Source organism: Cloacibacterium sp. TD35 (assembly GCF_028864635.1).
GTDB lineage: Bacteria > Bacteroidota > Bacteroidia > Flavobacteriales > Weeksellaceae > Cloacibacterium.
Genome location: NZ_CP104850.1, coordinates 1,789,408 through 1,804,396 on the forward strand (window position 1 = coordinate 1,789,408; position 14,989 = coordinate 1,804,396).

At 33.6% G+C, this 14,989-nt stretch carries 10 protein-coding genes; all 10 read left to right on the plus strand.

Going from position 1 to position 14,989, the window contains the following annotated elements; genetic code table 11:
• The first annotated feature begins 15 nt into the window (after positions 1-15).
• The 10 genes from N7277_RS08245 to N7277_RS08290 all read left to right on the plus strand — a co-directional run bounded on the left by N7277_RS08245 (position 16) and on the right by N7277_RS08290 (position 14,943).
• Complete coding sequence (locus tag N7277_RS08245) at positions 16-1,413, plus strand: SusE domain-containing protein (protein ID WP_274779089.1); 1,398 nt, start codon at positions 16-18, stop codon at positions 1,411-1,413.
• A 178-nt stretch (positions 1,414-1,591) separates the two neighbouring features.
• Positions 1,592-3,754, plus strand: coding sequence for a glycoside hydrolase family 97 protein (locus N7277_RS08250; RefSeq protein WP_274779090.1), 2,163 nt, complete (start codon positions 1,592-1,594; stop codon positions 3,752-3,754).
• A gap of 6 nt (positions 3,755-3,760) precedes the next feature.
• Complete coding sequence (locus tag N7277_RS08255) at positions 3,761-5,605, plus strand: glycoside hydrolase family 13 protein (RefSeq protein WP_274779091.1); 1,845 nt, start codon at positions 3,761-3,763, stop codon at positions 5,603-5,605.
• 31 nt (positions 5,606-5,636) lie between these two features.
• On the plus strand, positions 5,637-6,959 hold the full coding sequence (locus tag N7277_RS08260) for an SLC45 family MFS transporter (RefSeq protein ID WP_274779092.1): 1,323 nt from the start codon (positions 5,637-5,639) through the stop codon (positions 6,957-6,959).
• Positions 6,960-7,354: 395 nt separating this feature from the next.
• On the plus strand, positions 7,355-8,344 hold the full coding sequence (gene purM, locus N7277_RS08265; RefSeq protein ID WP_274780820.1) for a phosphoribosylformylglycinamidine cyclo-ligase: 990 nt from the start codon (positions 7,355-7,357) through the stop codon (positions 8,342-8,344).
• A gap of 68 nt (positions 8,345-8,412) precedes the next feature.
• Positions 8,413-8,979, plus strand: coding sequence for a phosphoribosylglycinamide formyltransferase (gene purN, locus N7277_RS08270; RefSeq protein WP_274779093.1), 567 nt, complete (start codon positions 8,413-8,415; stop codon positions 8,977-8,979).
• A gap of 21 nt (positions 8,980-9,000) precedes the next feature.
• A complete protein-coding gene (gene purH, locus N7277_RS08275) occupies positions 9,001-10,515 on the plus strand; it encodes a bifunctional phosphoribosylaminoimidazolecarboxamide formyltransferase/IMP cyclohydrolase (RefSeq protein ID WP_274779094.1) in 1,515 nt (504 codons plus the stop codon).
• Positions 10,516-10,625: 110 nt separating this feature from the next.
• Positions 10,626-11,864 carry a phosphoribosylamine--glycine ligase gene (gene purD / locus N7277_RS08280; protein ID WP_274779095.1) on the plus strand — a complete coding sequence of 413 codons (1,239 nt, stop codon included), beginning with the start codon at positions 10,626-10,628 and terminating at the stop codon, positions 11,862-11,864.
• Positions 11,865-12,129: 265 nt separating this feature from the next.
• A complete protein-coding gene (gene guaA, locus N7277_RS08285; protein WP_274779096.1) occupies positions 12,130-13,659 on the plus strand; it encodes a glutamine-hydrolyzing GMP synthase in 1,530 nt (509 codons plus the stop codon).
• Between the two features lie 150 nt (positions 13,660-13,809).
• Positions 13,810-14,943 carry a porin gene (locus tag N7277_RS08290; protein WP_274779097.1) on the plus strand — a complete coding sequence of 378 codons (1,134 nt, stop codon included), beginning with the start codon at positions 13,810-13,812 and terminating at the stop codon, positions 14,941-14,943.
• Positions 14,944-14,989: the final 46 nt, after the last annotated feature.

The following is a 14,989-nucleotide window of genomic DNA, read 5'->3' on the forward strand; positions in this document are numbered from 1 at the left end:
TTAATAAATTTAGTTATGAAAAATATTTTTAAAATAATTTCAATATTATTGTTAATTCCTCTAGTTTTCAGCTCTTGTAGAGACGAACAATATGATGATAATTGGAAATCAGCTGATCCATCATTTACATTATACAATACTACTCTTACAAGTAATGTATTGTATCCTACAATGGATAAAAATCCATTCAGATTAACTTGGGATAATTCATTAGGAGGAACTACATATAATGTAGTATTCTCTACAACGAGTGATTTTGCTACCAAAATTGCTTTTGGAACATCTAATACCAATTCTTACAGTACTACTATAGGTGCACTTAATACTGCATTATTACAAGCAGGTTATTCACCATATGGTCTTAAAAAAGTATATTTTAGAGTAGAATCAGGGACTAAAGTGTCAAATGCCGTTTCATTTGATGTTACCCCTTATCCTGCAACTGTACCAGTAATTACTAATCCTACTGCAGGAAAATCTTATGTGTTAAACAAAAATTTACCTGAAGATAATGCTCTTACTATGCTTTGGTCAGACTACAATGCATATGGGGTAGACGTTACCTACACAATAGAACTTGCTAAAACTACTGCTACAGAATTTGTAACTCTAGGTACTGTTAAAAACTTAAGAACTTTAGATATCACAAATAAAATTTTTAATGATGCAGTTCTTAAATTGGGATTAGTTCCTGATGTTGAAGCATCAGTAGATATGAGAGTTACTGCTACTACAAAATCTGTAGGGGGAACAATCAATAAAGTTTCTCAAGTGGTTACAGTAAAAGTGACTCCTTATGTTGCTTTCAAAAACCTATTCTTAGTAGGAGATGCTACAGCAGCTGGTTGGAGTACTAATAATAATAACCAAGCTATTTTCAGAGATGCTTCTAATCTTAATAAGTTCTACTTTACAGGTAAATTTGGAACCAGTATGTTTAAGTTGTTAGAAATCTTAGGAGATAATACATGGCAACCGCAATGGGGAGTTAAAGGTGGAGCTGTTGCAAACAGTGATGGTGGTGATCCAGATCCATTCACAGTTTCTTCTGCAGGATATTATTCTTTTGAAGTAGATATTCTTGCTAAAACTTACTCAATCACTCCTTATTCAGGAGCTATGACTACTTACACTTCTATTGATATAGCAGGTAGTTTAAACGGGTGGAGTGGAAGCACTGTACTTACTCAATCTAGTTTTGATCCTCACCAATGGTATATCAAAGATTTAGTAGTATCATCAAATGGTGAAGCTAAATTTAGAGCAAATGGTAATTGGGATGTTAACTGGGGAGCTGGTTCAGAATTCTCTGGTCAAGGTACTCAAGGAGGTGCAAACATTCCTCTAAACGCAGGTACTTATGATGTTTATTTCAATGACATCGACGGAAGATATGTTTTCGTTAAAAAATAATTGATTTTAAACAGCTAAACCATATTAAAGCCGCATTTTTTGCGGCTTTTTTATGAAATAAAACATGTATTTTTATGCTAATTTTATTGGAATAGTTCAATACTTTGTTTACTTTTAGTCGTTCTATTTTTTTAGAATAAGAAATACCTAAATTACTGTAAATTAAACAACTTGCTTTATGAAAATTGTGAAAAACAGCGTGCTTTTCCTAATGCTTTCTCCTGCATTATTTTTGGCACAATCTCTAAAATCTCCAGACGGAAACTTCGAAATGAATTTTCAATTGAAAAATGGAGTTCCTTATTATCATCTTAATTACAAAGGGAAAACAGTAATCGAAGATTCTAAACTAGGCCTTCGATTGCTTAAAGATAATACCATCGCTTTTGATAATGTCAACAAACTGCCAGATGGTAAAAATCTCAATTCTGACTTCGAAAAAATTGCAGAAAACAGAGATTCTAAAAACGAAAATTGGGCTCCCGTTCTTGGAGAAAAAAAATATTATACCAATCATTATAACGAACTTTCGGTTACTCTTAATCAACCCAATGAAGACCGTAAAATCATTGTTAAGTTTAGACTTTTTAATGATGGTTTAGGTTTCAGATATGAGTTTCCTCAACAGAAAAATCTTAATTATTTCGTTGTAAAAGAAGAAGATACCGAATTTAATTTTCCTTATGATTTAAAATCTTGGTGGGTTCCTGCAGACTATGATACGCAGGAATATAGACCTACAACCAGTTTGGTTTCTCAGATTTCTACAAAATGGGAAAGCAGTTTTGATAGTAACGCATCTCAAACTTTGGTTAAAAATGCGGTTCAATCACCTCTTATGTTGAAAAAAGAGTTTTCTGGTAAAGAAAAACCACTGTACATTAACCTTGCAGAAGCGGCTGTAATCAATTATCCAGCTTCTCATCTTGAAGTAGATTCAGAAAATTTTGACTTTAAAACCCATCTTACTCCAGACGCACAAGGTGCAAAAGGTTATATGCAAACACCTGCAGTAACACCATGGAGAACCGTTATCGTTTCAGAAAAAGCAGAAGAAGTGCTAGATTCTAAAATGATTTTTAACTTAAATGAGCCAACTAAATACACTGATACTTCTTGGATTCATCCTGTGAAATATATTGGAGTTTGGTGGCAAATGTTCGTTCCAAACCGTGGAACTTGGAGTTATTCCAATTTAGACAATATACATCTTGGCGTTACAGATTATTCTAAAGCGAAGCCAAACGGAACACACGCTGCGAATAATGATAATGTTAAAAAATACATTGATTTCGCTTCTAAACATGGCTTTGATGCTGTTTTGGTAGAAGGTTGGAATGAAGGCTGGGAAGATTGGTTCGGAAAATCGAAAGAATTTGTTTTTGATTTTATCACACCGTATCCAGATTTTGATATTAAAATGCTCAATGAATATGCGTATTCTAAAAATGTGAAACTCATTATGCACCATGAAACATCTGCTTCAGCAACCAATTACGAAAGATGGCTTGACCCAGCTTTTAAATTAATGAAAGAACATGGTTATGATGCGGTGAAAACAGGTTACGTAGGAAATATTATTCCTAGAGGCGAACATCACTATTCTCAGTGGATGATTAACCATTATCAAAGAGTTGTAGACAAAGCTGCAGAATATAAAATCATGGTTAATTCTCACGAAAGTGTTCGTCCTAGTGGTTTAAGCAGAACTTATCCGAACTGGATTGCTGCAGAAGCAGCTCGTGGAACAGAGTTCGAAGCGATGGGAGGTAATAATCCAGATCACACTACCATTTTGCCATTTACAAGATTTATGGGTGGACCAATGGATTACACTCCAGGAATTTTCCAAACACAATACAATTATTATGATGCTAACAATAAAAGCTTTGCCAATACTACTTTAGCTAAGCAGTTAGGATTATATGTAGTGATGTATTCTCCACTTCAGATGGCTTGTGATTTACCAGAAAACTACGAGAGACATTTAGATGCTTTCCAATTCATCAAAGATGTAGCTGTAGATTGGGATGATACCAAAATTTTGGCTGCAGAACCAGGTGATTATATTCACACTGCGAGAAAAGGGAAAGGTTCAGAAAATTGGTTTGTAGGAGGAGTTACAGACGAAAATGCTAGAGATTTCACTGTAGATTTTTCTTTCTTAGAAAAAGGAAAAAAATACGAAGCTACTATTTACGAAGATGGTAAAAATGCTGATTACGAAAAAAATCCGCAAGCTTATCATATTTACAAAAAAGTAGTAACCAATGGTTCTAAAATCAAGATTCACCTTGCAAGAAGCGGTGGTTATGCTATTTCTTTAAAGCCAATTAAATAGAATGATATGAAAAAGCTATTTTCAATTTTTGCCATTGCAATATTCAGTTTTTCTATGGCGCAATTCCAAAGAGTAGAACCTGCTTTTTGGTGGAAAGGAATGAAAAATCCTGAGCTTCAGATTTTGTTATATGGCAAAAATATTGCCCAACAAAATATTGAACTTTCAGATGGAATTCAGATTAAGGATTTAACGAAGGTAGAAAATCCTAATTATGTGTTTATCACCATTAATACTAATGAAATTAACACGCCTCAATTTAAAATTTTCCTTAAAAATGGCAAAAAAACCATTAGTACATATCAGTATGAATTGAAGGAAAGAACGCCTAATTCATCTGCGCGTGAATCTTATACTTCTAAAGATGTTTTCTACCTGATTATGCCAGATCGTTTTGCCAATGGCGATGAAAAAAATGATTCTAACAAATCTCTCATCGAAAAAGCAAACAGAAAAAGTGAAGGTGGAAGACATGGTGGTGATTTAAGAGGAATTATCAATAATTTAGACTATCTTAAAAATCTTGGAGTGACTACACTTTGGCTCACTCCAGTTTGCGAAGACAATGAAAAAGTGTATACCTATCATGGTTATGCACAGACTGATTTATATAAAATAGATGTGCGCTACGGAACCAATGAAGAATACCGTGAACTTTCTACTGAGCTCAAAAAAAGAGACATGAAATTGGTGAAAGATTACGTGACCAATCACTGGGGAGTTTCGCATTGGTTGATTCAGGATTTGCCTACTAAAGATTGGATTCACTGGTTTGAAGATGGTAAGAATGGTTTCAAACGTTCTAACTACAGAACCAATTCTCAAATGAATCCTTATGCTGCTGCTATCGATAAAAAAGTAGCTTTAGATGGTTGGTTTGATACCACAATGCCTGATCTTAACCAAAGTAATCCATTGGTTTTAAAATATTTAATTCAAAATGCAATTTGGTGGATTGAATATGCGCAATTAGATGGTTATAGAGTAGACACTTATCCTTATAACGACAAAGAGGGAATGGCAAAATGGTGTAAAGCCATTACAGACGAATATCCAAACTTCAATATTGTAGGCGAAACTTGGATGTATGACCCAGCTCAAATTGCTTTTTGGCAAAAAGATTCTAAAGTAGGCGAAATAGAAAATTACAATTCTAATTTACCTTCGGTAATGGATTTTATGTTGTATGAAAACCTTCCAAAAGCTTTACAAGAAGAAGAAAATTGGGACAAAGGAATGATTAGACTTTACAATTCTTTTGCCAATGATTTCTTATTTCCAAATCCTAAAAACATAATGGTTTTCTTCGAAAATCATGATACTCCTAGAATCAATGAAATGTTCAACGGAAATCCTGCTTATTATAAATTGGCATTAACGATTGTTTCTACTATCAGAGGAATTCCGCAATTGTATTATGGTTCAGAAATAGGAATGCGTGGAGATAAAAACAAAGGAGACGCAGACATCAGAAGAGATTTCCCAGGAGGTTGGAAAGGTGATGCTCAAAATGCTTTTGTTTCCAGAACACCAGAGCAAAATGAATTTTTTGATTATACCCAAAAATTATTAAACTGGAGAAAGTCTAAAGATGTTATCCACAATGGGAAAACCAAAAACTTTTCGCCAGAGAGAAATGTTTATGTTTATTTCCGTTATAATGATGAGGAAAAAGTAATGGTAATCATCAACAGCAGTGACAAAGAACAAACCATCGAAATGAATAGATTCCAAGAAATGGTTCCTTCTAGTTTTACAGCAAAAGATGTAATGAAAGATGCTACGGTTCAAATTAAAGATTTGTTAACTATTCCTGCAAAATCTTCATTGATTTTAGAAATAAATAAGTAAATTCGTTAAAAACAAATAAAAACTATAGTATATGAATAATACACAGAAAAAACCACTCTTGTCTTTCTGGAAAATCTGGAACATAAGTTTTGGTTTTTTGGGAGTGCAAATTGGATATTCTCTTCAGAACGCAAATACCAGTAGAATTCTTTCAGCAATCGGTGCAGATGTACATCATTTAAGCTATTTTTGGTTAGCAGCTCCTCTTGCAGGACTTTTTGTACAGCCCATTGTAGGACTTTCTAGTGATAAAACATGGACGAGATTAGGTCGTAGAATTCCATTTATTTTAGGTGGAGCAATTGTTTCTGCATTGGCTATGTTTTTTATGCCAAACTCAGAACATTTTGCACAATTATTTCCTGCCGTTTTCTTTGGTGCGATGATGTTGCTTTTCATGGACGTTTCTTTTAATGTTACTATGCAACCATTCCGTGCTTTGGTAAGTGATATGGTAGACGAATCTCAAAGAAATAAGGGATATTCTATCCAAAGTTTTTTAATTAATGTAGGAGCTGTTTTCGGTTCACTTTTACCATTTTTATTAACATGGTGGGGAATTGCAAACGAACCAGAAGCTGGTCAAAAAGTAGCACCTACGGTAATTTGGTCTTTCTATATTGGCGGAGCGGTTTTATTAGCTTCTGTTTTATGGACTTCTTTTAGAACTAAAGAATATCCGCCAGAAGAATATGCGAAGTATAATAATTTAGAAGAAAAAGAAAATGAAACTCCAGAAAAAGTAAGTTTCTTTACTTTGATTAAAAATGTACCAAATGCTATGAAGCAATTGGCAGTTACACAGTTTTTTTCTTGGTTTGCATTGTTTTTAATGTGGGTTTACACCACACAAGGAATTGCACAAAATATTTGGGGAACTACGGATGCTACATCTAATGCTTATAACGAAGCAGGAAACTGGACAGGTGTAATTTTTGCAGCTTACAGTGTTTTTGCAGCTTTATTTTCTTTAGTTATCACTCCATTAGCTAACAAATATGGAAGAAGAAATGTATATGTATTCTCTTTAATTTTGGGTGGACTTGGTTTGTTATCAATGATGTTTATCAAAGACAAGAATCTTTTATTTTTGCCAATGATTGGAGTAGGTGTAGCCTGGGCAGCTATTCTAGCATTGCCTTATGCAATTTTATCTTCTAAACTTCCTGCAAAACAAACAGGAGTTTATATGGGGATTTTCAATGCTACGATTACTATTCCGCAGATTACTGCGGGTTTATTAGGAGGAGTTTTACTTTCTGCTTTAGGAGGGACGGCAATTAACATGGTTGCATTGGCAGGAGTTTCTATGGCAGTTGCAGGTATAGCAGCATTTTTAGTAATTAAAGAATAATTCAATTTAGGGTTTGGAAATGATTCTGAAATCTTATTGATAGAAGTTCCTATGGACTTGCCAAAAATCTAAAAAAGATGTTAAAAATGAAAAAGAATATGCAAAATGAAATTTTTCTATTGCTTTTTGTCAATAAAAAAACTAATTTTGCAAAATCAAATTCCAAACAAATTGAATATTAAATCGCAATATTTTGGCTCTTGTTTATTCCAAGAAATTGGAAAGCTAAAATACGCAGCAAAATAATTGAGGCCGATAATCAGAAAGATTGTCGGCTTTTTTTATGTCGTTTAAGTTTGATTTTCAATGCGTTTGCAGTTTGAAATAAATCTAGTAAAACCTGAATCTTGCAGGTGAAAAGCCTGCAAGTCATTCAGAAAAAACCAAAAAGAAAAATGAATAATACGTATAAATCAGCTGGTGTAGACAAAGAAGAAGGCTACAAAACCGTAGACAAAATAAAATCTGCTGTAGCCGAAACGCACAATAAAAATGTACTGAACAATCTAGGAAGTTTTGGAGCTTTCTATGAAATTGGTGGCTATAAAAATCCTGTTTTAGTTTCTGGAACTGATGGTGTAGGTACCAAATTAAAAATCGCGTTAGATACTAAAAAATATGATTCTATTGGTGTAGATTGTTTCGCAATGTGTGCAAATGATATTCTCTGTCATGGTGCAAAGCCTCTTTTCTTCTTAGATTACCTAGCTTGCGGAAAACTAGATGCAGAGGTAGCAGCAGAAATTGTTCTAGGAATGGTAAATGCTTGTAAAGACAATGAGTGCGCATTAATTGGTGGTGAAACCGCAGAGATGCCAGGAATGTATCAACCAGGAGATTATGATGTGGCTGGTTTCTGCGTAGGAATTGTAGAAAAAGACCAAATTATTGATGGTTCTAAAATAAAAACTGGTAATAAAATCATCGCTTTGCCAAGTTCAGGATTCCATAGCAATGGTTTTTCATTAGTAAGAAAAATTTTCCCAAATTTTGAAGAAGAATTCGAAGGAAAACCTCTATACGAGACACTTTTAGTTCCTACCAAACTCTATTACAAAGACGTTTTTAAACTGAAAGATAATATAGAAATTTCAGGTATTGCTCACATTACAGGTGGCGGGTTGATAGAAAACGTTCCAAGAATTATTCCGAATGGATTGTGTGCGAAAATAGACACTTCTAAAATCCAAATTCCAAACGTAATGTTAGAATTAGAAAAACGCGGAAACATCGAAAGAATGGAAATGTTTGGTACGTTTAACATGGGAGTAGGAATGGTTCTAGTAGTAGATGAAAGTCTTGCAGAAAAAGCACTTTCTTTAATTGAAGATGCTTATTTAGTAGGTGAAATCGTAGAGAACGAAGATAAAATAATTTTAAAATAGACTAAAGAATCAAGAACCGAGAATCAAGATTTTTTTGGTTCTTAATTCTTGTATCTTGGCTCTTAATCATGAAAAATATCACAGTTTTAGTTTCGGGTTCTGGTAGCAATTTACAACGTATCATTGATTGTATTGATAGTGGAGAAATTTCAAATGCTAAGGTCAGTTTAGTGGTTGCGGACAGAGATTGTTATGCTTTAGAAAGAGCCGAAAATCATCAAATTCCGCATCAACTCATTAAAAGAGGAAAAGATTTCTCTGAAAATTTAGAAAAGCTTTTACCCAAAAATACAGATTTGATTGTATTAGCTGGTTTTCTATCGATTCTGAGCAAAGAATTTTGTGAAAAATATAATAGAAAAATAATCAATATTCATCCTGCTTTATTGCCAAAATTTGGTGGAAAAGGAATGTGGGGACATCACGTTCACGAAGCTGTAATTGAAGCCCAAGAAAAGGAAAGTGGTGCAACAGTTCATTTTGTAACTTCAGGAATTGATGAAGGTGAAATTATCCTTCAAGGGAAATTTAGCATTGATGAAAATGAAACTCCAGAAACTTTAGCACAGAAAGTGCATCAAATTGAGTACGAAATTTTCCCGAAAGCGATTGATAAAATTTTGAATAAAAATTAAATAAAAAGTAATAAAATAAAAATGAAAAAACGAGCATTAATCAGTGTCTCCAACAAAAACAATCTAATTGATTTTGCTAAATTTTTAGAATCTAAAAATTACGAACTCATATCTACAGGCGGAACATTTAAACATCTTAAAGAGGCTGGACTTAACCCAATTCAGATAGATGAAGTGACCAATTTCCCTGAAATGTTAGACGGAAGAGTAAAAACCCTTCATCCAAAAGTTCATGGTGGTCTTCTTGCTGTTCGTGATAACGAAGAACATATGAAAACCGTTCAGGAACACGGAATAGAGCTGATTGATATGGTAATTGTAAACCTTTATCCGTTTTTCGAAAATGTAAATAAAGAAATTTCATTAGAAGAAAAAGTAGAATTCATCGATATTGGTGGGCCATCAATGCTTCGTTCTGCAGCTAAAAATTTCGCTTCTGTGACTGTTGTTACCGATGTGGAAGATTATGCTAAAGTTCAACAAGAAATCGCAGAAAATGGCGATACTACAATAGAAACTCGTAAAAAATTAGCAGGTAAAGTATTTAACCTAACTGCAGCGTATGATGCAGCGATTTCTCAAATGCTTCTCAATGAAGATTATCCTGAATATTTACAGGCTTCTTACCAAAAAGTTTCTGATTTAAGATATGGCGAAAATCCTCATCAATCTGCAGCGTATTACGTTTCTACTACAGAAAACGGTGCGATGAAAGATTTTGAAATTTTAGGAGGTAAAGAATTGTCTTTCAATAATTTGAGAGATATGGATTTATGCTGGAAAGTAGTAAACGAATTCAAAGATGAGATGGCTTGTTGTGCGGTAAAACATTCTACACCTTGTGGAGTTGCCATCGGAAATTCTGCTTTAGAAACTTATGCTAAAACTTTCGAATGTGACCCGATTTCTATTTTCGGAGGAATCATCGGAATGAACTATAAAGTTGATGCTTCAACAGCGGAAGAATTGAATAAAACTTTCCTTGAAATTGTAATGGCAACTGATTTTGATGAAGATGCATTAGAAATTTTGAGAAAGAAGAAAAATCTTAGAATAATAAAAATCAAAAATCCAGTTTCAGACAAAAAAACTTGGGTGAAAATAGATGGCGGAATTTTGGTTCAAAATGTAGATGACCAGTTTTCTACAGATTTTAAAGTAGTTACAGAAATTAAGCCAACAGAACAGCAAGAAAAAGCACTTTTATTTGCTCAAAGAGTGGTAAAATATGTAAAATCTAATGCTATAGTAGTTTCAAACGGAATTCAAGCGTTCGGAATTGGAGGTGGACAAGTAAACAGAATTTGGGCTACAGAACAAGCGATTTCTAGAGCTAAGGAAAAATTCAGTGGCGATTTAGTTTTGGCTTCAGATGCGTTTTTCCCTTTCAGAGATGTAGTAGATTTCTGCGCTAAAGAAGGAATTACAGCGATTGTACAACCTGGTGGTTCTGTAAAAGATGAAGATTCTATTGCAGCTGCAAATGAACATAAAATTCCAATGATGTTCACAGGAATGAGACATTTTTTACATTAATCAAATCAATTTTTTAGCAACTCAAAGAATAAATATATCGCAAATTTTATAGAAATTTTATAACAAATCGTTCATAGGATTTCGTAAATTTGTAAGAAACCAAGTATCATATGAAAGTATTAATAATAGGAAACGGAGGTAGAGAATCTGCTATTGCAAAAAAATTGTCAGAAGACAAAAGAATCAGTCAAATGTTTTTTGCAAAAGGCAATGCTACAACAGAAAATTTAGGTAAAAACTTGCCTTATGAAAGTGTAGCAGAATTAAGAGATTTCGCTCTTAGAGAAAAAATAGATTTCACATTCGTAGGTCCAGAATTACCTTTAGTTAATGGTATTGTAGACGAATTTCAGAAACATAATCTAAAAATTTTTGGCCCTACAAAACGTGCCGCAGATTTAGAAGGAAGCAAAGCTTTTTCTAAAAAATTTATGCAAGATTATGGCATCAGAACAGCTAAAGCTGCTATTTTTGATTCTTACGTAGAAGCAGACCAATATATCCAAAATCATTCTTATCCTTTGGTGATTAAAGCCAGTGGTTTAGCCAGCGGAAAAGGAGTAGTTATTTGTGAAGACAAAGAAACAGCGCACCATACTTTACACCAATTCATGATAGAAAGAATTTATGGAGATGCTGGAATAAAAGTTGTCATTGAAGAATTTTTACAAGGTTTCGAAGCGTCTATTATCGCTTTTTGGAATGGTGAAAAAGCTTTTCCATGTGTTTCTGCTAAAGATTATAAAAAAGTAGGAAACGGAAATACTGGCGCCAATACAGGTGGAATGGGAAGCGTAGCTCCAAGTCCAGAATTTACAGAGCAGCATTTTGCAGATTTCAATAAATACATTTTAGAACCTACCGTTAAAGGAATTAAAGACAAAGCACTTGATTTTGTAGGGATTATATTTTTTGGCGTTTTGGTACAAGATAATCAATGTTATTTGTTAGAATATAACATGAGATTTGGCGATCCAGAAACACAAGTCATCATGGCACTTTTAGAGAATAATTTGCTGGATGTTATCCATGACTGTATCGAAGGAAAAGATTTAGATTTACAGTTTTCAGATAAAAAGGCGATTTGCCTCGTGATGTGTTCTGGTGGTTATCCTGCTAATTATGAAATCGGTTACGAAATCAAAGGTTTAGATAAGGTAAAACACAGCAATGTTCTCTTTGCAGGAGCAGAGCAAATTGCAGGAAAAGTAGTCACCAATTCTGGTAGAGTACTTAATGTGGTTGCAACTGGCGATACTTACGAAGAAGCACGCGAAAAAGTCTATGAAGATGCTAAAACACTTCATTTCGACTACGCATTTTACAGAGAAGATATCGGAAAATTTTAATAAAATGAGGGAATTTTCCCTCAATTTTTTTAGGAGCTAATCCTGCTTTCCGCACTCGCTTTTTTAGAAATTTTTGCCTGATAAATCCATTTATAAATTTCTAAAAAGAGCTCAGACAAATGCTTCAATCAGGGCTAGTTACGCACAGAAATAAAAAGTAATTTTTTTTAAGAATTTTAATTTTTTAGCCGAGTTTCCAAGTCTTGAATTTTTGGTTCTTTTGGTTCAAGCCAAAAGAACATTAAAGTAAAAAATAGAAAAATAAATGAATAAAGGAATCATCATTTTGGACTTCGGTTCACAATATAACCAATTGATTGGTAGAAGAATACGCGAAATGGAAGTGTATTCAGAAATTCTACCTTTTAATACCTCTTTAGAAGAAATAAAATCCAAAAATCCTGCAGGAATTATCCTTTCTGGTGGGCCAAGTTCTGTAAACTCTCCAGATGCACATTTGGTAGAAAAAGAATTATTCGAATTGGGAATTCCAGTTTTGGGAATTTGCTACGGAATGCAACTTACAGCACATCTTTTGGGCGGAAACGTAAAAAAAGGTGAAAAAGGTGAATACGGAAAAGCAACTCTAGAAATCACTAAATCTAATCCACTTTTTACAGGAGTAAGCAGATTTTCTACCGTTTGGATGAGCCATTTTGATGAAGTAGAAACTTTGCCAGAGAATTTTGAAATTTCAGCGAAGTCTGGTGTGATTGCAGGGATTTTTAACGAAAAGAAAAATATTTATTGCGTTCAGTTTCATCCAGAAGTTTCGCACAGTGAATATGGAGCTAAAATGCTCGAAAACTTTGTTTTCCAGATTTGTAAAGCAGAAAAAAATTGGAAACTGACCAATTATATCGAAAAAACAGTTGCCGAAATCCGTGAAAAAGTAGGAAATGATAAGGTCATTCTTGGGCTTTCTGGTGGTGTAGATTCATCGGTAGCTGCGGTTCTTATTCATAAAGCTATTGGAGACCAATTGCAATGTATTTTCGTAGATACGGGACTTTTGCGTAAAGATGAAGGCAAAAAAGTAATGGAAAATTACGGAGAACATTTCCATATGAATATTGATATGGTAGATGCTTCAGAAAGATTTTTGTCAAAATTAGCTGGCGTTTCAGACCCAGAAGAAAAACGCAAAATCATCGGTAGAGAATTTGTGGCAGTTTTTGATGAAGAATCTCACAAAATAGAAGGTGCTAAATTTTTGGCTCAAGGAACCATTTATCCAGATGTTATTGAATCTCAATCGGTAAAAGGGCCTTCTGCAGTAATAAAATCTCACCACAATGTAGGTGGATTGCCGGAAGAAATGAAACTTCAACTTCTAGAACCGCTTCGTGAGCTATTTAAAGACGAAGTAAGAAAAGTAGGTGAAGAATTAGGAATTCCGCATCATTTGGTGTACAGACATCCTTTCCCAGGCCCAGGTTTAGGCATTAGAATCTTAGGAGAAGTAGATGCCGAAAAAGTGAAAATTTTACAAGAAGCAGATGATATTTTCATAGAAGAATTGTATAAAAATGAATTGTATGAAAAGGTTTCTCAGGCTTTTGTGGTGTTACTTCCCGTAAAATCTGTTGGAGTAATGGGAGATGAAAGAACGTATGAATACACAGCTGTAGTTCGTTCTGCGAATACTACAGACTTTATGACGGCAACTTTCAGCCATTTCCCTTGGGAATTTTTAGAAAATGTATCGAACAGAATTATCAATGAAGTGAAAGGAATCAATAGAGTCGCTTATGATATTTCGAGTAAACCACCAGCAACGATTGAGTGGGAATAAAAAAGAATAAAAACTTACCTTATGGGTAAGTTTTTTTTATTATGATTTTTGTCTTATTTCTTAAATTATTCTCTGCTTAGCATAATTTAGTCCTTTCTGAATGATAATTTTGTAACTTCAAATTTAAATGATTGTTTAAAAATAATGAAGATGAAGAAAATTCTTTTATTCAGTTTTGTATTGTCCAGTTTTGTGATTTTTGCGCAAAATGATTCTAAAAAAGACACCATTTCTAACTATTCTAAAATTTTAAGAAACACCAGTTTTAGCGGTTTGTTGCAGACCAGATATTTGGTTTCTCTCACCGAAAATGTAGATGTAAACGGTGTAAATATAGCAGACCAACAAAAATTAGTGACCAATAGTTTTAATGTAAGGAGAGCAAGATTTTTATTAAAATCTAAAATTAATGACCGTTTTGACTTGGGAATGATGCTTAATTTTTCTGAATTTAACAGCAGTAGCCTTACGGGAAAAGTCCTAGAACAAGCTTTTGTAAGATATTCTCATAATAAGCATCTCAAAATTCAGATGGGGCAGTTTCGTCCCTATTTTGGAATAGAAGACGAAATTCCGAGTGAGTTTATAAAGTCTGTAGATTTTTCAAATGGTTATTATTTATTGGGGAAAAACGGTTGGCAAAGTTTCCAAACCGGAATTGCTGTTTATGGTGATATCAATAATGCTAAAAATCCTTTGAAATATTACATAGGAGCTACCAATGGAAATTCTCGTGGTTCTGAAATTGATAATGACCAAAGCAAACACGTTTATGCCAGATTAGAAAAAGATTTTAAAGATGATTTAAAAATTGGTCTGAATGGTGGAATTGGCAGTTACATCAATCAATCGGGCAATGTAATCGGGGCAGATATAGAAAAAACCTTTACCATCAATCCAAAATGGAATCTAGAAATCATTTCTGAATACAAAGAAGGAAACAATTTTTCAGAATTTGGAGTATCTAAACTTTCGCCAAAACCAGAGCTGAAAGACTTTAGATTCAGAAGTTTTTATATCAATCCTATTATTCGATATAATCTAAATTTACCAAGATTAAGAAGTATAGAATTCTCTAACCGATATGAGTATCTAAATCCTAATTACCAATTAGAAGGGAATGTAAGAACTACTTTTACACCTATGCTTACATTAGAATTTGCTGACCAATATTTTGCTTGTTTGCAAATAGGAGCCATGATTGATGATTACCAAAAAAATATTCCGCTTACTTCAGAATATGACCATACTACAATGTTTATGCAAGTTCAGGCAAGATTTTAGTGATAAAAAGCATTTTATAGTTTCTAAGAAAACCCTTATTTTTAGG

Coding starts and splice junctions, on each gene's coding strand:
- N7277_RS08245 (WP_274779089.1), top strand. CDS start 16: ATGAAAAATATTTTTAAAATAATTTCAATATTATTGTTAATTCCTCTA.
- N7277_RS08250 (WP_274779090.1), top strand. CDS start 1,592: ATGAAAATTGTGAAAAACAGCGTGCTTTTCCTAATGCTTTCTCCTGCA.
- N7277_RS08255 (WP_274779091.1), top strand. CDS start 3,761: ATGAAAAAGCTATTTTCAATTTTTGCCATTGCAATATTCAGTTTTTCT.
- N7277_RS08260 (WP_274779092.1), top strand. CDS start 5,637: ATGAATAATACACAGAAAAAACCACTCTTGTCTTTCTGGAAAATCTGG.
- purM (WP_274780820.1), top strand. CDS start 7,355: ATGAATAATACGTATAAATCAGCTGGTGTAGACAAAGAAGAAGGCTAC.
- purN (WP_274779093.1), top strand. CDS start 8,413: ATGAAAAATATCACAGTTTTAGTTTCGGGTTCTGGTAGCAATTTACAA.
- purH (WP_274779094.1), top strand. CDS start 9,001: ATGAAAAAACGAGCATTAATCAGTGTCTCCAACAAAAACAATCTAATT.
- purD (WP_274779095.1), top strand. CDS start 10,626: ATGAAAGTATTAATAATAGGAAACGGAGGTAGAGAATCTGCTATTGCA.
- guaA (WP_274779096.1), top strand. CDS start 12,130: ATGAATAAAGGAATCATCATTTTGGACTTCGGTTCACAATATAACCAA.
- N7277_RS08290 (WP_274779097.1), top strand. CDS start 13,810: ATGAAGAAAATTCTTTTATTCAGTTTTGTATTGTCCAGTTTTGTGATT.